This is a genomic window from Pseudomonas maumuensis, assembly GCF_019139675.1.
GTDB lineage: Bacteria > Pseudomonadota > Gammaproteobacteria > Pseudomonadales > Pseudomonadaceae > Aquipseudomonas > Aquipseudomonas maumuensis.
On sequence record NZ_CP077077.1, the window covers coordinates 3,950,441 to 3,967,925 of the forward strand.

At 63.6% G+C, this 17,485-nt stretch carries 14 protein-coding genes; 4 read left to right on the forward strand and 10 right to left on the reverse strand.

What is annotated here, in order from left to right; all coding sequences use genetic code 11:
• Positions 1–3: 3 nt before the first annotated feature.
• The gene (locus tag KSS90_RS17625) at positions 4–3,315 is read left to right on the forward strand and encodes a DEAD/DEAH box helicase (protein ID WP_217866614.1); all 3,312 of its coding nucleotides are present in this window, start codon (positions 4–6) and stop codon (positions 3,313–3,315) included.
• A gap of 67 nt (positions 3,316–3,382) precedes the next feature.
• On the opposite strand, the gene nagZ is transcribed toward KSS90_RS17625, so the two are convergent.
• Positions 3,383–4,381 carry a beta-N-acetylhexosaminidase gene (nagZ, locus tag KSS90_RS17630; protein WP_172670930.1) on the reverse strand — a complete coding sequence of 333 codons (999 nt, stop codon included), beginning with the start codon at positions 4,379–4,381 and terminating at the stop codon, positions 3,383–3,385.
• Positions 4,382–4,558: 177 nt separating this feature from the next.
• Positions 4,559–5,263 (reverse strand): TetR/AcrR family transcriptional regulator, encoded by a 705-nt coding sequence (locus KSS90_RS17635; protein ID WP_217866615.1) that lies wholly within the window; start codon positions 5,261–5,263, stop codon positions 4,559–4,561.
• 219 nt (positions 5,264–5,482) lie between these two features.
• On the opposite strand from KSS90_RS17635, the gene lexA reads away from it, so the two are divergent.
• Together lexA and sulA are read left to right on the forward strand one after the other, a co-directional pair.
• Positions 5,483–6,091, forward strand: coding sequence for a transcriptional repressor LexA (lexA, locus tag KSS90_RS17640; RefSeq protein ID WP_023632613.1), 609 nt, complete (start codon positions 5,483–5,485; stop codon positions 6,089–6,091).
• Positions 6,092–6,104: 13 nt separating this feature from the next.
• A complete protein-coding gene (sulA, locus tag KSS90_RS17645; protein ID WP_217866616.1) occupies positions 6,105–6,581 on the forward strand; it encodes an SOS-induced cell division inhibitor SulA in 477 nt (158 codons plus the stop codon).
• Positions 6,582–6,632: 51 nt separating this feature from the next.
• On the opposite strand, the gene KSS90_RS17650 is transcribed toward sulA, so the two are convergent.
• The 7 genes from KSS90_RS17650 to KSS90_RS17680 all read right to left on the reverse strand — a co-directional run bounded on the left by KSS90_RS17650 (position 6,633) and on the right by KSS90_RS17680 (position 14,857).
• Complete coding sequence (locus KSS90_RS17650) at positions 6,633–6,866, reverse strand: hypothetical protein (protein WP_023630868.1); 234 nt, start codon at positions 6,864–6,866, stop codon at positions 6,633–6,635.
• A gap of 51 nt (positions 6,867–6,917) precedes the next feature.
• Positions 6,918–7,439, reverse strand: coding sequence for a DUF6586 family protein (locus KSS90_RS17655; protein WP_217866617.1), 522 nt, complete (start codon positions 7,437–7,439; stop codon positions 6,918–6,920).
• A 110-nt stretch (positions 7,440–7,549) separates the two neighbouring features.
• Complete coding sequence (gene topA, locus KSS90_RS17660) at positions 7,550–10,159, reverse strand: type I DNA topoisomerase (protein WP_217866618.1); 2,610 nt, start codon at positions 10,157–10,159, stop codon at positions 7,550–7,552.
• A gap of 100 nt (positions 10,160–10,259) precedes the next feature.
• On the reverse strand, positions 10,260–10,511 hold the full coding sequence (locus KSS90_RS17665) for a DUF1653 domain-containing protein (protein WP_050704830.1): 252 nt from the start codon (positions 10,509–10,511) through the stop codon (positions 10,260–10,262).
• 78 nt (positions 10,512–10,589) lie between these two features.
• On the reverse strand, positions 10,590–11,765 hold the full coding sequence (gene fadA / locus KSS90_RS17670) for an acetyl-CoA C-acyltransferase FadA (RefSeq protein WP_217866619.1): 1,176 nt from the start codon (positions 11,763–11,765) through the stop codon (positions 10,590–10,592).
• A gap of 30 nt (positions 11,766–11,795) precedes the next feature.
• Entirely contained in the window at positions 11,796–13,943 is a 2,148-nt protein-coding gene (gene fadB / locus KSS90_RS17675; RefSeq protein WP_217866620.1) for a fatty acid oxidation complex subunit alpha FadB, read from the reverse strand.
• 476 nt (positions 13,944–14,419) lie between these two features.
• Positions 14,420–14,857, reverse strand: a complete 438-nt coding sequence (locus KSS90_RS17680) for a hypothetical protein (RefSeq protein ID WP_217866621.1) — start codon at positions 14,855–14,857, stop codon at positions 14,420–14,422.
• A 110-nt stretch (positions 14,858–14,967) separates the two neighbouring features.
• Here KSS90_RS17680 and KSS90_RS17685 point away from each other — a divergent pair, with 110 nt between their 5' ends.
• Positions 14,968–15,411 carry a universal stress protein gene (locus tag KSS90_RS17685; RefSeq protein ID WP_046856401.1) on the forward strand — a complete coding sequence of 148 codons (444 nt, stop codon included), beginning with the start codon at positions 14,968–14,970 and terminating at the stop codon, positions 15,409–15,411.
• An 81-nt stretch (positions 15,412–15,492) separates the two neighbouring features.
• Here the strand turns inward: KSS90_RS17685 and KSS90_RS17690 are convergent, their stop codons facing one another.
• Positions 15,493–17,424, reverse strand: coding sequence for an ATP-binding cassette domain-containing protein (locus KSS90_RS17690; RefSeq protein ID WP_217866622.1), 1,932 nt, complete (start codon positions 17,422–17,424; stop codon positions 15,493–15,495).
• Positions 17,425–17,485 lie beyond the last annotated feature (61 nt).

Genomic DNA, 17,485 nt, shown 5'->3' on the forward strand with positions numbered 1-17,485 from the left:
ACCGTGAACGCCGACGTGCAGAAGCTGGCAGCCGAGAATCCGAGCTGGAAGCACGATTTTTCTGCGGCCACCCTGCAACGTGGCGAGCGCTACGCCGAACAGGGCCTGGTACAAATCCAGTCCCACGGCGATTCGCGCATCGAGTCCACCTGCCGCGGCAGCGGCAGCAATGTCTACCGCCAGCGGATCATCATCACCGCGGGGCCATCCGGGCAATGCCACGTGCGCGGCAACTGCTCCTGCCCGGTCGGCGAGAACTGCAAGCACTGCGCCGCCGCGCTCTACACCCTGGCCAGCAGCTACGGGCGCGGTGCGGCCAGCGGCGAGCAACTGCCTCATCACCTGCAGCATTGGCTGCAGGGCCTGGAGCAGCCCACACCCAGGCAAGACAGCACTGAAGACCGGCGCGGGCGCATGGTCTGCTACCAACTCATGCTCAAGGACGACCAGAGCTGCGCCTTGCGCGTGCGCAAAGGCACCCGCGAAGAGCATGGTATTCGCTACAGCCGCATTCATTCGCTGTACGAACTGCTCTACGAGCCGCCGAAGTACGTCAAGGAAGAGGACCTGCGCATCCTGCGCCAACTGTCGGCGCAGAACGCGCCCTTCGGCCAGGAGCGCGGTTTCGCGCTGAAAGGGCACGAGGGCGGCGAACTGCTGCAGCGGGCGCTGGACACCGGGCGCCTGATGTTCATCGAAGACTTGCCCTTGATGGTTCAGGGCGCCCCGCGCCAGGCGCAATTTCGCTGGGTACGCCTGAACAGCGGCGACTATCGGGGCATGTGGTACAACGGCGAGGAACCGCTCAATTGTGTGCTGCCGCTGATGCCGCTGTTCTATTTCGATGTCGACAGCAAAGAAGTCGGCACCGTCACCCACACCCTCGACCCGCACACCGCCCTGCAGCTGTCCCTTGCCCCCGATGTACCGGAACACCTTATCGTGCCCCTCAGCCACAAACTCAACGCCCTCAATCATCACCTGCCGACGCCCACCACCGTGCAGCAGGAACAGGTTGAGGGCATCGAGCCGACGCCCCACCTAACCCTGGGCAGCCTCGAATTCAGCGCCTATACGCCCAAGACCGGACGCATGCAACGGCAGATGCAGCACCGCGCGGCACTGGCGTTCGATTACGACGGCCTGCGCGCCAGCGGCGCCGACGACAAGCCGCTGAACCGCCTGGTCGGCAGCACCAGCCAACGCATCCGCCGTCAGCCCCAGGCCGAACAGGCCCTGCGCAAGGTGCTTCGCGACTATGGCTTCAAGCCTGCCACCCGCCAGAGCAAGGCCCTACCCGACAGCGCCGGCGAGATGCTCCAGTTACCCGATGACGAAGCCTGGCTGCGTTTTGCCCGCGAGGGCCTGCCACGCCTGCGCGAAGCCGGCTGGGCCATCGAAATACACCGCGACTTCGCCTTCAACCTGCATGAGGTCGACGACTGGTACGCCAACATCGACGAAGCGCCTGGCCACGAGTGGTTCGACCTGGAGCTGGGCATCGTCGTCGACGGCCAGCGCCACAGCCTGCTGCCCATCGTCCTGCAACTGCTGCGCGCAAACCCGGAACTGCTGCGGCCCAGCGAACTGGCGCGGCGCAACGACGACGAGCACCTGCTGATCGACCTCAACCGCACCCGCCATGACAGCCCGGCGTTGCGGGTCGCCCTGCCCTACGGGCGCATCAAGGCGGTGATGGGCACCCTGGGCGAACTGTACCTGCACGAGGACACCGTGGGCCCGAGCCTGCGCCTGGACCGCACCGATGCCGCACGCCTGAACGACATCGAGCACCTGCCACTGCGATGGGAAGGTGGCAACCATGTGCGCGACCTGGGCCGACGCCTGCGTGACGCCCGCGACCTGCAGGTGGCGCCACCCAAAGGCTTGAACGCCACATTGCGCCCCTATCAGCAACAAGGCCTGAACTGGCTGCAAGCCCTGCGCGACATGAGCACCGGCGGTATCCTCGGCGACGACATGGGCCTGGGCAAGACCCTGCAGACCCTGGCCCACCTGCTGCTGGAAAAGGAAAGCGGGCGACTGGTCCACCCTGCACTGGCGGTAATGCCCACCAGCCTGGTGCCCAACTGGCTCGACGAAGCCCGGCGCTTCGCCCCCGATCTGCGCGTCCTGGCCCTGCACGGCCCTGGCCGCAACAAGCACTTCGCCCACCTGGCCGACTACGACCTGGTGCTGACCACCTATGCGCTGGTACCGCGCGACCTCGAACACCTCAAGGCCCTGCCCTGGCACCTGCTGGTGCTGGACGAGGCGCAGAACATCAAGAGCAGCACCAGCAAGGCCGCCCAGGCCGTGCGCGAGCTGCAGGCCAGCCAGCGGCTGTGCCTGACCGGCACGCCGATGGAGAACAACCTCGGCGAGCTGTGGTCGATCTTCCACTTCCTGATGCCCGGCTGGCTGGGCGACAGCAAGCGCTTCACCCAGGACTACCGCACCCCGATCGAGCGCCACGGCGACGCTGAGCGCATGGCCCACCTGGCCAGCCGCATCCGCCCATTCCTGCTGCGCCGCACCAAGGAGCAGGTGGCCACCGAACTGCCGGCCAAGACCGAGATGATCCACTGGGTCGAGCTCAGCGACGCCCAACGCGACACCTACGAGGCGTTGCGGGTGGCGATGGACAAGAAGGTCCGCGACGAGATCGCCCGCAACGGCGCCGCCCGCAGCCAGATCGTCATCCTCGATGCGCTGCTCAAGTTGCGCCAGGTGTGCTGCGACCTGCGCCTGGTCAAGGGCACCGAGGCCAAGGGCACGTTCGCCGACAAGGGCAAGCTGGGCAGTCTGCTGGAGATGCTCGAAGAGCTGCTCAGCGAGGGGCGCAAGGTGCTGCTGTTCTCGCAGTTCACCTCGATGCTCGCGCTGATCGAGTTCGAGCTGGAGAAGCGCGGCATCCGCTACAGTCTGCTGACCGGCGACACCCGCGACCGTCGCGCCCCCGTGCAGCAGTTCCAGAATGGCGACAGCGAGGTGTTCCTGATCAGCCTCAAGGCCGGCGGCACCGGACTTAACCTGACTGCCGCCGACACCGTGATCCACTACGACCCATGGTGGAACCCGGCCAGCGAGAACCAGGCCACCGACCGCGCCTATCGCATCGGCCAGGACAAGCCGGTGTTCGTGTTCAAGCTGATTACCCGAGGCACGGTGGAGGAAAAGATCCAGCAGTTGCAGCAGGAGAAGGCGGCGCTGGCGGCCGGGTTGCTCGATGGCGGGCAGGCCGGGCAATGGCGGTTGGGGGATGAAGAGATCGAGGCGCTGTTCGCGCCGCTGCCGGGCAAACGAAGTAAGTAAAAGCCCGCTGCCACGAACCCTTAGGGCTTCGTGGCAGCGGGCTTGCTCCGCGACAAGGCCAGCGAGGTCAATCGACCAACTGGGCTTCCTTCAACGCTCCCAGCGCCTCCAGCCAACGCGGCTGCTGGCGGTAATCGGTACGCGCAAAGCCCTGCCCGCGCATCCGTGCAATCCGCGGCGACGGCTTGACCTTCATGCGCTGCGCCGCACTCAGCGCCAGCTCGGCCGAAGCCCGGTCATTGCACACCAGGCCCATGTCGCAGCCCGCGCTCAATGCGGCCTCTATGCGGCTGGCGGCATCGCCCACCACATGGGCGCCGGCCATGGACAAGTCGTCACTGAAGATCACCCCGTCGAAACCCAGCTCGCCGCGCAGGATGTCCTGCAGCCAACGCCGAGAGAAGCCAGCCGGCTGGTTGTCGACTTGCGGATAGATCACGTGGGCCGGCATCACCGCAGCCAACTGGCCGCTCAGACGGGTGAACGGCACCAGGTCGGCCGCGCGCAGCTGTTCCAGGCTGCGCTCATCGACCGGGATCGCCACATGTGAGTCGGCCTCGGCCCAGCCGTGACCGGGGAAATGCTTGCCACAGGCGGCCATGCCCGCGGCATTCATGCCACGAATGAAGGCGCCGGCCAGTTCGGTAGCCCGCTGCGGATTGCCTTCGAAGGCGCGGCTGCCGACCACGGCACTGCGCTGATGGTCGAGGTCCAGCACCGGGGCGAAGCTCAGGTCCAGGCCTACCGCCAGCACCTCGGTGGCCATCAGCCAGCCGCATTGTTCGGCCAGGTACTCGGCGTTGGCATTATCGGCGATCGCACGCATGGCCGGCAGGCGCACGAAGCCCTGGCGCAGGCGCTGGACCCGCCCGCCCTCCTGATCCACGGCGAGGATCAGCTCGGGGCGAATGGCGCGGATCGAGGCGCACAACTCGCGCACCTGACGCGGGCTGTCAATGTTGCGGGCAAAGATGATCAGGCCGGCCACTTCGGGCTGGCGCAGCAGATGGCGGTCTTCGGCGGTCAGCCATTTACCGGCGATATCCACCATCAGGGAGCCTTGCAGGCTGGCAGTCATAGGGAATCCTTCATTGGAGATCCAGTCGCATAGACGCACGCGAGCATCGGACAACTTAGTATCCGATGGTTCAATGGCGAAGCTGCCGTGCTGACGGGAGTTGCGGCGGGGGCGAGTTCAGGCATGGGCGCTAGCTTAGCGCAAGCGCCCTGCCCCGCCCAGCAATCAAGCCTTGGCGGGCGCGGCGGACTTACTGCGCGGGCGCAACTGCGCCGCGGCCATCGCCGCGTCGGTGACACCACTATCGGCACGCATGCCCGCGGCCAGGAACGGCACCATCAGGCGCATGACCTGCTCGATCGAGGTGTTGATGCCGAAGTCGGTTTCAGCGATGGCGCGCAGGGCCTTGATGCCCGACATGCTGAACGCCGCGGCGCCGAGCATGAAATGCACGCGCCAGAACAACTCCAGCGGCGGGATGCGCGGCGCGGCCTCGTTGACCAGCAGCATGTAGCGGCGGAACACCTTGCCGTACATGTCCTCCAGGTAACGACGCAGGTGCCCCTGGCTCTGACTGAAGGCCAGGCCCAGCAGACGCATGAAGATCGACAGGTCGTTGTTGCTGCGCGGCTGCACGACCAAGGCCTGCTCCACCAGCATTTCCAGCAATTCCTCGAGCGAGGCCTTCTGCTCAGGACGCGCCTGATGGCGGTCGAGTTCACGCTCGAGGCTCGCGCAAAACGGCCCCAGGAAGCGAGAAAAGACCGCCTGGATCAGGGCTTTCTTCGAACCGAAATGGTAGTTCACCGCCGCCAGGTTGACCCCGGCCTTGCTGGTGATCAGCCGCAATGAGGTTTCCGCGAACCCGCGCTCCGCGAACAGCTGTTCCGCCGCATCGAGGATGCGCTCAACGGTTTCCGATTGGGCCATGACTACTCCGCCTGACAAACAGTTGTTTGAAACATACGTTTCAGTGCTGCCCATGTCAAGGCTGAGTGACCGGTCGGTCGCCATTTAAAAGCGCCAAGTCACAAGCTGCAAGCGACAAGATGCGCCCGACGCGCGCTATTTCTTGCGGTTAGTAGCTTGCAGCTGGCTCGGCACTGTATATAATCCCAGTCACTGTATATAAAGACAGAGCCCTCGCCCATGCTGAAACTGACGCCACGCCAAGCCGAGATTCTGGCTTTCATCAAACGCTGCCTCGAAGACAACGGCTTCCCGCCGACCCGTGCCGAGATCGCGCAGGAGCTGGGCTTCAAGTCGCCCAACGCTGCCGAGGAGCACCTGAAAGCCCTGGCCCGCAAGGGCGCCATCGAGATGACCCCTGGCGCCTCCCGCGGTATCCGCATCCCCGGCCTCGAGCCCAAGCAAGAGGATAGCGGCCTGCCCATCATCGGTCGCGTCGCCGCCGGTGCACCGATCCTCGCCGAGCAGCACATCGAGGATTCCTGCAGCATCAACCCAGCCTTCTTCCATCCCCGCGCCGATTACCTGCTACGCGTCCACGGCATGAGCATGAAGGACATCGGCATCTTCGATGGCGACCTGCTCGCTGTGCATACCACCCGCGAAGCCCGCAACGGCCAGGTCGTGGTAGCCCGTATCGGCGACGAAGTGACCGTCAAGCGCTTCAAGCGCGAAGGCAGCAAGGTCTGGCTGATCGCCGAAAACCCCGAATTCGCCCCCATCGAAGTCGACCTGAAGGAACAGGAACTGGTGATCGAGGGCTTGAGCGTCGGCGTCCTGCGCCGCTGAACCAGGAGGCGTCATGCAGCCGTTCACCCATGCACCCCAGCAAGCCCAGTTGCCGCTGTTCGAGGCCTTCCTGGCCCAGCCGGTGCTGCCAGGCCTCAAGCCCAGCGAGGCGCCGCGCAAGAGCAGCCAGCCAGAACTGTTCAGCGAACTGGCCCTGCGCGGTGCGCCAGGGCACTGCCAGAGCTTGCTGGCACCGGTCCTGCGCGAACTCAGCGAAGAAGACGACAGCCGCTGGCTGACGCTCATCGCCCCGCCCGGCAGCCTCACCCAGGCCTGGCTGCGCGATGCCGGCCTGAACCGTGAACGCATTCTGCTGCTACAACCCGGCGGCAGACAGACTGCCCTGCAACTGGCCTGTGAGGCCTTGCGCCTTGGGCACAGCCATACCGTGGTCAGCTGGCTGGGTACCATCAACAGCAATGCCCGCCAACAACTGCAGCGCGCAGCGGCCAGTGGAAACGCACAAAGCCTGAACATCCGCCTCGGCTGATGTTCAGGCTTTGCCTGTCAAATGCTTGAAACCCTGGGCCGCTACCGTGGCTCAATGAAGGACGCGCGGCCCCTCTTCACGCTCGAAGTCGCCCTCAACCAGGCGACCGGCCATTTGCACGCCAACGCTGAGCATGGCCTTGGCCACTTCCACATGCTGTCCTTGCAGGAATGCCTTGGCATCCTCGGAGAAATCCAGGGTCACCAGGGAGCCTTCATCTTCGGCGCGGCGCAGCTCGATCCGGCCATCAGGCAACTCGACAATTTCTAGAAAGGACGTTGACATAAAGGGCCTGCTTTTCACGAAAGGCCAGTAGTGTACCAGCCATGACGGCGGTCAGCACTCACTCAGCGCTTCGCGGAAACGTCTCACCAGGCTTTTCAGGTTCTGCCGCCAGGCTTCGAGCTCCTCGCGGGAAAGCTCGGCCGGCTCGGGCTCGTCCAGATTGACGGCCTGGATCAGCGGTTGGGTGACGTCGCCCTTCGCAGCTTTCTTGGCGACCGGCGGTCGGAACAAATCGGCATAAGCGGTCAGCAGACGCGCTAGCCAGGTTTCCGGCTGGCGGGCCAGCTCCAGCAGCTCGGCCATTTCCGGGATCGCAACGCTCTGCAGTACCTCATCACTGAACAGCAGCTCGGCCCGTGGCGCAGAAGCCTGGGGCAAGCGGTAGAAGCCAGCGATCTCGTGGCACAGCCCCAGCAGCGCACCATACAGGTGGAACAGCGCCGATTCGCGCTCGGCCTGGAGCAGGCCCTGGGCGTTCATGGCCTGGCTATCGGCGGCCTTGGCCATGGATTCCAGGGCAAGGCCGGCGAAAAACAGTTTCTGGTTGGTGCGGGTGTAGAGTTCCTGGGCCATTTCGGCTGACTCCTGAAGGCTGCAAGGCGATTGCCTGCAGTTTCAGGGATTGTGCTTTGCTTGTCATCAAATGACTGGGGCCGCTTCGCGGCCCCAGTCACAACTTCAGATCAGCGCTTGTCTTCGACCTTCCACGCCTTGCCGTCGTAGAACGCCTTCCAACCAGTCGGCTTGCCGTCAACCTCGGACTGCACATACTGCTCCTTGGTCTTGCGGCTGTAGCGGATCACCGCCGGGCGCCCGTCTGGATCCTTCTGCGGAGCTTCGCAGAGGAAGTGATACTTCGGATCGATCTCGTGCTTGTGCGGGACGATCTCCAGCACCAGCGGCGCGCGGGTTTCGCGGTTTTTCGGGAACTGGCTGGCGGCCAGGAACAGACCCGAGGCACCGTCGCGCAGCACGTAGGTGTCGTCGACCTTCTCGCACTTGAGCTCTGGCATATCCACCTTGTCCATCTTCGGTGGCGCCGCCTCGCCGCTCTTGAGCAGCTTACGGGTGTTCTTGCAGGCTGGGTTGGTGCAACCGAAGAACTTGCCGAAACGGCCGGTCTTGAGCTGCATCTCGCTGCCGCACTTGTCGCACTCCAGGCTCGGACCTTCGTAGCCCTTGATGCGGTAGTTGCCCTCTTCGATCTCGTAACCAACGCAGTCCGGGTTGTTACCGCAGATGTGCAGCTTACGCTTCTCGTCGAGCAGGTAGGCGTCCATTGCCGTCGAGCAGATCGGGCAGCGGTGCTTGCCACGCAGCACCAGGGACTCGGATTCACCCTCGTCATCGGCGGCAATCTCGTCGCCCGGCACCAGGTTGACCGTCGCCTTGCAACGCTCCTTCGGCGGCAGGCTGTAACCCGAGCAGCCGAGGAACACGCCGGTGGAGGCTGTACGGATCATCATCGGCCGTCCACATTCCTTGCACGGAATGTTGGTCAGGGTCGGCTGGTTGGCACGCATGCCGTGCTCGCTGGACTCGGCGGTCTGCAACTTCTTGTTGAAGTCGCCATAGAATTCGTCGAGGACGTTCTTCCAGTCACGCTCGCCCTGGGCCACGTCGTCGAGGTTCTCCTCCATGCCGGCGGTGAAGCCGTAGTCCATCAGGTTGGCGAAGCTCTCGGACAGGCGCTCGGTGACGATGTCGCCCATCTTCTCGGAATAGAAGCGGCGGTTATGCAGCGTGACGTAGCCGCGATCCTGGATGGTGGAAATGATCGCCGCATAGGTGGATGGGCGGCCAATGCCACGTTTTTCCATTTCCTTGACCAGGCTGGCTTCGGTGAAGCGCGCCGGCGGCTTGGTAAAGTGCTGGCTGGGATCGAGCTGGATCAGTTTCAGCGCCTCGCCCTGGGCCATTTCCGGCAGCACGTCGTCTTCGCCCGGCTTGCTCTGCTGCGGCAGGACACGGGTGTAACCATCGAACTTGAGGATGCGACCCTTGGCGCGCAGCTCGAACTCGCCCGCCACCACGGTGACGCTGGTGGACAGGTACTGCGCCGGCGGCATCTGGCAAGCCAGGAACTGGCGCCAGATCAGTTCGTACAGGCGCTCGGCGTCACGCTCCATGCCACTGAGCTTGGTGGGGTGGGTGCTGACGTCGGACGGGCGGATCGCCTCGTGCGCCTCCTGGGCCCCTTCCTTGCTGCCATAGACGATGGGCGCGGCAGGCAGATACTGCTTGCCGAACTCCTTCTCGATGTAGCTGCGGGCCATCTCGACGGCGTCGGTCGACAGGTTGGTCGAGTCGGTACGCATGTAAGTGATGTAGCCGGCTTCGTACAGACGCTGGGCCATCATCATGGTCTTCTTCACCCCAAAGCCCAGGCGATTGCTTGCGGCCTGCTGCAGGGTGGAGGTAATGAACGGCGCCGAAGGCTTGCTGCTGGTCGGCCGGTCCTCGCGCTTGCTCACGCTGTAGCTGGAGGCCTTGAGCTTCTCCAGTGCGGCCATGGCCTGGGCTTCGTTGAGCGGCTTGAAGGCCTCGCCCTTCTCACGGGCTACCTCGAAACGCACCTTGGCGTTCTTGGCGGTGCCCAGGTCGGCATGGACCTCCCAGTACTCTTCCGGGTTGAACGCGCGGATTTCGCGCTCACGCTCGACCACCAGCTTCACCGCCACCGACTGTACGCGGCCGGCGGACAGGCCACGGGCGATCTTCGCCCACAGCAGCGGCGAGACCATGTAGCCGACCACGCGGTCAAGGAAACGCCGCGCCTGCTGGGCATTGACCCGATCGATATCGAGCTCGCCCGGCTGGGAGAAGGCTTCCTGGATGGCTTTCTTGGTGATTTCGTTGAACACCACGCGCTTGTAGCGGCTGTCGTCGCCGCCGATGGCTTCGCGCAGGTGCCAGGCGATGGCTTCCCCCTCGCGATCCAAGTCGGTTGCGAGATAGATGGTGTCGGCATCCTTGGCCAGGCGGCGCAGTTCCTCGATGACCTTCTCCTTGCCGGGAAGGATCTCGTACTTGGCCTTCCAGCCCGCCTCGGGGTCGACGCCCATGCGTGCGACCAGAGTACGGCGCGCCTTCTCCTTCGGCGACAAGGCCGGAGCCTCGGCCGCGGCCTTGCCGCGCTTGGCCGCCGGTTCCTTGCTCGCACTGGCGGAACCGCTGGTGGGAAGGTCACGGATGTGGCCGATACTCGACTTCACCACGTACTGGCTGCCCAGGTACTTGTTGATGGTCTTGGCCTTGGCCGGGGATTCCACAATGACCAGCGATTTGCCCATGGATCGGAGTATTCCTGAATCTGAAGATGAAAAACGCGTCAGGTGCCGGACGCGGCACCGCTATATATAGTGGCAAAAGAGTGAGGTCAAGCGCGGTCTATCACTCGTGCGCCTTGCCCAGCCGCTCGCCGAGGCCCTCTTCGGCCTTGACCAAAGCAAAGCGTGGCACCTGCTCGCCGTCAACCTCGACGGACTCCTGGAACATCGAAAGTGGCCTGACCCAGAAGCTGTAATCACCATACAGGCACTGGTAAAACACCATCCACTCCTCGCTCTCGGAGTGTCGCGCAGCGCTGAAAACACGGTACTCAGGGCCTTTGTAATGCCGGTACACACCAGGTTGTATCTGCATGTCGCTCGCCCTCTTGAACAAATCCTGTAAAAAACAAAAGCCGGGGCACATGGCCCCGGCTGCTGTCCTACGACGCGATCAGACGCGTTCGAAGACAGTGGTGATGCCTTGGCCCAGGCCGACACACATGGTAGCGACGCCCAGGGTACCGCCGTTCTGCTTCATGACGTTGAGCAGGGTGCCGGAAATCCGCGCCCCCGAGCAACCGAACGGGTGGCCCAGGGCGATGGCGCCGCCGTGCAGGTTAACCTTCTCATTCATCTTGTCGAGCACTTTCAGATCTTTCAGCACCGGCAGGGCCTGTGCGGCGAAAGCTTCGTTGAGCTCGAAGAAGTCGATGTCGGCGATGGTCAGACCAGCGCGCTTGAGCGCTTTCTGCGTCGACGGAACCGGGCCGTAGCCCATGATCGCCGGGTCCACGCCGGCGACCGCCATCGAACGGATGACCGCCAGTGGCTGGATCCCCAGGTCCATGGCGCGCTGGCCGGACATGACGATCATGCACGAGGCGCCGTCGGTGATTTGCGACGAGGTGCCCGCGGTGACGGTGCCACCTTTAGGGTTGAATGCTGGCTTGAGCGACGCCAGACCTTCGAGGGTGGTTTCCGGGCGAATGGTCTCGTCGTAGTCGAAGACCTTCAGGAAGCCATTCTCGTCGTAACCCTGCATCGGGATGATCTCGTCCTTGAACTTGCCCTCGACCGTCGCCTTGTGGGCGAGCTGGTGCGAACGCAGGCCGAACAGATCCTGTTGCTCACGGGTGATGCCATGCATCTTGCCGAGCATCTCGGCAGTCAGACCCATCATTCCGGAAGCCTTGGCAGCGTGCAAGGACAGGTGCGGGTTGGGGTCGACGCCATGCATCATGCTGACGTGGCCCATGTGCTCGACACCACCGACGACGAACACGTCGCCGTTGCCGGTCATGATTGCTTGGGCGGCGGTGTGCAGCGCGCTCATCGACGAGCCGCACAGGCGGCTGACGGTTTGCGCCGCGGAGGTGTGCGGGATCTGGGTCATCAGCGACGCCATGCGGGCGATGTTCCAGCCCTGTTCCAGGGTCTGGTTGACGCAGCCCCAGATCACGTCCTCGACTTCTTTCGGATCGACCTTGTCGTTGCGCTCCAGCAGCTTGCTGATCAGGTGCGCGGACATGTCTTCGGCACGGGTATTGCGGTGCATGCCACCCTTGGAGCGGCCCATCGGCGTGCGACCGAAGTCGACAATCACCACGTCTCTTGGATTCAGGCTCATATCAATATTCTCGCTCTAGCTCGTGGGCGCTCAGTTGAAGAAGCGCTGGCCGTTCTTGGCCATTTCGCGCAGCTTCGCAGTGGGGTGGTACAGCGGCCCCAGGTCGGCGTATTTGTCAGCCAGCGCGACGAACTCGGCGACCCCGATCGAATCGATGTAGCGCAGCGCGCCACCGCGGAAGGGAGGGAAACCGATGCCGTAGACCAGGCCCATGTCGGCTTCGGCGGCGGTGGCGACGATGCCGTCTTCCAGGCAACGCACGGTTTCCAGGCACAGCGGCACCATCATCCAGTTGATGATGTCTTCGTCGGTGACTTCACGCTGCTCGAAGATGACCGGCTTGAGCACGTCGAGCACAGTGGCATCGGCGACTTTCTTCGGCTTGCCGCGCTTGTCGGTCTCATAGGCGTAGAAGCCCTTGCCGTTCTTCTGGCCCAGGCGGTTGGCTTCGTACAACGCGTCGACGGCCGAGCGGCGCTCGTCCTTCATGCGATCCGGGAAGCCTTCGGCCATTACGTCGCGGCCGTGGTGGCCGGTGTCGATGCCGACCACGTCCATCAGGTAGGCCGGGCCCATCGGCCAGCCGAACTTCTCCATCACCTTGTCGATGCGTACGAAGTCGACGCCTGCGCTGACCAGCTTGGCGAAGCCGCCGAAGTACGGGAACAGCACGCGGTTGACCAGGAAGCCCGGGCAGTCGTTGACCACGATCGGGTTCTTGCCCATCTTCTTGGCGTAGGCCACGGTGGTGGCGACTGCCACATCACTGGACTTCTCGCCACGGATGACTTCGACCAGCGGCATCATATGCACCGGGTTGAAGAAATGCATGCCGACGAAGTTTTCCGGACGCTTGAGCGCCTTGGCCAGCAGGTTGATGGAGATGGTCGAGGTGTTGGAGGCGAGAATCGCATCCTCTTTCACCTGGCCTTCCACTTCAGCCAGCACAGCCTGCTTGACCTTCGGGTTCTCGACCACGGCCTCGACGATGATGTCGACGTTGCCGAAGTCACCGTAGGACAGGGTCGGGCGAATGGCGTTGAGGGCCTCGGCCATCTTCGCCGGGGTCAGGCGCCCCTTCTCGACGCGCTTGCCGAGCAGCTTGGAGGCCTCGTTCAGGCCCAGCTGGATGGCTTCCTCGCGGATATCCTTCATCAGGATCGGAGTACCCTTGACCGCCGACTGATAGGCGATGCCGCCACCCATGATACCGGCGCCGAGCACGGCAGCCTGTTTCACGTCGTGAGCGATCTCGTCGTGGGCCTTGGCCTTGCGCTTGAGCTCCTGGTCGTTCAGGAACAGGCCGATCAGGCTCTCGGCGACCGAGGTCTTGGCCAGTTTGGCGAAGCCTGCGGCCTCGACCTCGAGGGCCTTGTCACGCCCGAAGTTGGCGGCCTTCTGGATGGTCTTGATTGCCTCGACCGGTGCAGGGTAGTTCGGGCCGGCCTGGCCGGCGACGAAGCCCTTGGCGGTCTCGAACGCCATCATCTGCTCGATGGCGTTGAGCTTGAGCTTCTCCAGCTTAGGCTGGCGCTTGACCTTGTAGTCCAGCTCGCCGCTGATGGCGCGCTTGATCAGGTCCAGGGCTCCGGCCTGCAGCAACTCGGGAGCGACCACTGCGTCGACGGCGCCGACCTTCAGGGCGTCCTCGGCGCGGTTTTCCTTGCCCGAGGCGATCCATTCGACGGCGTTGTCCGAGCCGATAAGGCGCGGCAGGCGCACGGTACCGCCGAAGCCTGGGTAGATGCCCAGTTTGACTTCCGGCAGGCCGATCTTGGCGCTGCTGGACATGACCCGGTAGTCGGCAGCCAGGCACATCTCCAGACCGCCACCCAGGGCGATGCCGTTGATGGCGACGACGGTCGGCACCTGCAGGTCTTCGAAGTCACTGAAAATGCGGTTGGCTTCCAGGTTGCCGGCGACCAGTTCGGCCTCGGGCAGCTTGAAATTGTCGACGAACTCGGTGATGTCGGCGCCGACGATGAACACGTCCTTGCCACTGCTGACGATCACGCCCTTGACCGAGGCATCGGCCTTGATCACGTCCACGGCCTGACGCAGCTCGTTCAGAGTGAGACGGTTGAACTTGTTGACGGACTCACCCTTGAGGTCGAACTTCAGTTCGACGATGCCGCTTTCAAGAGCCTTAACCGTGATGGCTTTACCTTCGTAAATCATCAACTGATCTCCACGATATGGAAGCTGAACAGTACACGTCGATCGCTGGCAGCGAGAGCCGGTCTACCGGTCCCTCACCCCAGGCACACCCGTCGACGCGCTAATCGGGATTCTGTAAGAGCCGTCTGACATACAAACGCTCAATTCATACGCCCGTTTGACTTGGGTGTGCACACATTCCCCGAAAAGAACCGCGTTGTCAAATACTCGCGAAAGCCGTGAAAACGCGACTTTCCAGTCATCTTCCACCCTCCGGGTACGAAACATGATGACAGTGATCGCCCTCCATTCATGTCAGCGATAGACCACCACCGACGGCACACGCGCTTTTTTTCTAAACGCATCCAGTCAGGATGGCTACACTGCGACTGATTGAAAGTATTTCCGGCCTGCCTGGCCCTGTGCTTGCACGCACAAACGCAAAACGGCGCACAAGAGCATGTCTGCTCCTGTGCGCCGTTTTGCGTCACACGGGCTCAGGCGAGGGTTTCGAGGGTCTGGGCAATATCCTGCAAAACAGATTTGTCGCCGCGCTCACTCCAGTACAGAGCAATCATGCGACTGTCGGCCTTGACCTTGTAGACCGTTGCCGGCAGGCGGCCGAAGGCCTCGGCCAGACGCTGATCCTCACAGGGCTCGCGCCACTGGTTCCACCACACGCCCGGAGTGATCTGCCAGTAACACCAGCTGTCTTCGTGCCCCTTGCGCCGCGCCCGGTGGTACTGCGGGCAGGGGCTGGGCGGTTCGTTTACCAGCCAGTGCGGCCACTGTTGCGGTGCCAGTTGCATGGCCAACCCCATGCGGCGCCCCTCCAGTCGCAGGCTCATCTGCTCGCTCTGTTTGCGCGAGGGGCGCAACCAGGCGAGCGGGCTGAGAATCAGCGCAAGGATTGACACCACCAGCCATACCGTCATATCTGTAGACCTTATAAAGCGTTGCAAATGAGCGGGTTAGTCAGGTTTCACGGAAGATCCGCGCGAAAGCGACCATACTTCTACTATCGCGATTGTCAGGAGTACTGCACATGTCCTATGAACATCTTCTGGTCGCTGTCGACCTGACCGAAGAATGCGACCCGGTGATCAAGCGGGCCAAGGCCATCGCCCTGGCCAGCGGCGCCAAGGTCTCCCTGGTGCATATCGTCGAGCCCATGGCCATGGCCTTCGGCGGCGACGTGCCGATGGACCTGTCGCAGTTGCAGCAGCAACAGTTCGACCAGGCCAAGGAACGCATGGAGCGCCTGTACAACAAGTACCCGGATATCAATCGCGGCGACTCGCACCTGGTCTACGGCCAGCCGCGCCAGGAAATCCACCAGCTGGCCAAGGATCAAAAGTGCGACCTGATCGTGGTCGGCAGCCATGGCCGCCACGGCCTGGCACTGCTGCTGGGCTCCACCGCCAACGACGTGCTGCACGGCGCGCCGTGTGATGTATTGGCGGTGCGGTTGCAGAAGAAGGCCGAGTAATACTTTCATCGCGGGGCAAGCCCGCTCCCACAAAGCCCGTCAAACAGGGCTGCGCGGGAGCAGGCTTGCCCCGTGATGGCTTCAGCCTTCCAGCTCGGCCCAGCGCTCTACCAGTACGTCCAGCTCGCCCTGCAGCTTCTCGATCTTGGCCAGCACCGCCGCAGTCTCGGCAATCGGCCGCTGATAGAAGCCCGCCGCACTCACTTCTTCCTGCGCCTCGGCCATCCGCTGCTCCAGCGCATCGATCTGCCCCGGCAGCATCTCCAGCTCACGCTGCAGCTTGTAGCTGAGCTTCTTCTTGCTGGCATCGGCCGCAGGCGCAGCGGCGGCAACAGGCGCCACCTCCTCCACCGGCGCCTGCACCACGGCGCTGTTGAGCTCGGACTTGCCGCCCTTGCTTTCGGTCACGCCGAGCAGCTTCGGCGAACCACCCTGGCGGATCCAGTCCTCGTAGCCGCCGACGTACTCGCGCACGCGCCCTTCACCTTCGAACACCAAGGTGCTGGTCACCACGTTGTCGAGGAAAGCCCGGTCGTGGCTGACCATCAGCACCGTGCCTTTGTAGTTGGACAGCACCTCTTCGAGCAACTCGAGGGTCTCGACGTCTAGGTCGTTGGTCGGTTCGTCCAGCACCAGCAGGTTGGCCGGTTTGCTGAACAGCTTGGCCAGCAGCAGGCGCGCGCGCTCGCCCCCGGACAGCGCCTTGACCGGCGTGCGCGCACGCTGCGGGCTGAACAGGAAGTCGCCGAGGTAGCTGAGCACATGGCGGTTCTGACCATCGATCTCGATGAAATCGCGGCCTTCGGCCAGGTTGTCGATGACGGTCTTCTCCAGGTCCAGCTGATGGCGCATCTGGTCGAAGTAGGCCACCTCCAGCTTGGTGCCACGCTCGACCTTGCCACTGGTGGGCTCCAGGTCGCCCAGCATCAGCTTGAGCAGGGTCGTCTTGCCGGTGCCGTTGGCACCCAGCAGGCCGATACGGTCCTGGCGCTGCAGCACCATGGAGAAGTCCTTGACCAGCTTCGGTCCATTCTGGTGGGCGAAGCTGACGTCCTCCAGCACCATCACCTGCTTGCCGGACTTGTCGGCCACTTCAATCTGGATATTGGCTTTACCCTGGCGTTCGCGGCGCTCGCCGCGCTCCACGCGCAGCGCCTTGAGCGCACGCACGCGGCCTTCGTTGCGGGTGCGTCGGGCCTTGATGCCCTGGCGGATCCACACTTCCTCCTGGGCCAGGCGCTTGTCGAACAGTGCGTTGGCAGTGGCCTCGGCGGCCAGCTCGGCCTCTTTATGCACCAGGAAGCTGGCGTAGTCGCCATTCCAGTCGATCAGCCCACCGCGGTCCAGCTCGAGGATGCGCGTGGCCAGATTCTGCAGGAAGGAACGGTCGTGGGTGATGAACAGCACCGCGCCACCGAAGCCTTTGAGCGCCTCTTCCAGCCAGGCGATAGCGCCGATGTCCAGGTGGTTGGTCGGTTCGTCCAGCAGCAGCAGGTCGGGCTCGGAGACCAGTGCCTGGGCCAGCAACACGCGCCGGCGCCAGCCACCGGAAAGCTCGGCGAGGGTCTTGTCGGCCGGCAACTGCAGGCGGCTCAGGGTGCTTTCGACCACCTGCTGCAGGCGCCAGCCATCACGGGCTTCGAGCTCGTGCTGGACATGCATGAGCTTTTCCAGATCCTCGTCGCCGTGGATGTTCTGGCTCAGGTGATGGAACTGCGCCAGCAGCTCGCCGACGCCGTCAAGGCCGGCGGCTACCACATCGAATACGCTACGCTCGTCGGCCACCGGTAGTTCCTGCGGCAGTTCGCCAATCTTCAGGCCCGGGGCGCGCCAGATATCACCGTCATCGCCCTTCTGCTCGCCCTTGACCAGGCGCAGCATGCTCGACTTACCCGTGCCGTTGCGGCCGATGATGCACACCCGCTCGCCACGGGCGATCTGCCAGGACACTTTGTCCAACAGCGGCATGGCGCCGAACGCGAGGGACACATCGCTGAATTTGAGCAGGGTCATGATCATCTCCAAAAACCGGGCGCGCATTCTACCTGACTTACCCCTTCAGGGCATCAAAAGC

What these genes read in the sequence shown, in the direction of transcription:
- KSS90_RS17655 (WP_217866617.1), bottom strand. Translation starts at nt 7,439, where the DNA reads ATGGCCCAGGAACTCTACACCCGCACCAACCAGAAACTGTTTTTCGCC.
- KSS90_RS17690 (WP_217866622.1), bottom strand. Translation starts at nt 17,424, where the DNA reads ATGACCCTGCTCAAATTCAGCGATGTGTCCCTCGCGTTCGGCGCCATG.
- sulA (WP_217866616.1), top strand. Translation starts at nt 6,105, where the DNA reads ATGCAGCCGTTCACCCATGCACCCCAGCAAGCCCAGTTGCCGCTGTTC.
- topA (WP_217866618.1), bottom strand. Translation starts at nt 10,159, where the DNA reads ATGGGCAAATCGCTGGTCATTGTGGAATCCCCGGCCAAGGCCAAGACC.
- fadB (WP_217866620.1), bottom strand. Translation starts at nt 13,943, where the DNA reads ATGATTTACGAAGGTAAAGCCATCACGGTTAAGGCTCTTGAAAGCGGC.
- KSS90_RS17685 (WP_046856401.1), top strand. Translation starts at nt 14,968, where the DNA reads ATGTCCTATGAACATCTTCTGGTCGCTGTCGACCTGACCGAAGAATGC.
- KSS90_RS17635 (WP_217866615.1), bottom strand. Translation starts at nt 5,263, where the DNA reads ATGGCCCAATCGGAAACCGTTGAGCGCATCCTCGATGCGGCGGAACAG.
- fadA (WP_217866619.1), bottom strand. Translation starts at nt 11,765, where the DNA reads ATGAGCCTGAATCCAAGAGACGTGGTGATTGTCGACTTCGGTCGCACG.
- lexA (WP_023632613.1), top strand. Translation starts at nt 5,483, where the DNA reads ATGCTGAAACTGACGCCACGCCAAGCCGAGATTCTGGCTTTCATCAAA.
- KSS90_RS17650 (WP_023630868.1), bottom strand. Translation starts at nt 6,866, where the DNA reads ATGTCAACGTCCTTTCTAGAAATTGTCGAGTTGCCTGATGGCCGGATC.
- KSS90_RS17665 (WP_050704830.1), bottom strand. Translation starts at nt 10,511, where the DNA reads ATGCAGATACAACCTGGTGTGTACCGGCATTACAAAGGCCCTGAGTAC.
- KSS90_RS17680 (WP_217866621.1), bottom strand. Translation starts at nt 14,857, where the DNA reads ATGACGGTATGGCTGGTGGTGTCAATCCTTGCGCTGATTCTCAGCCCG.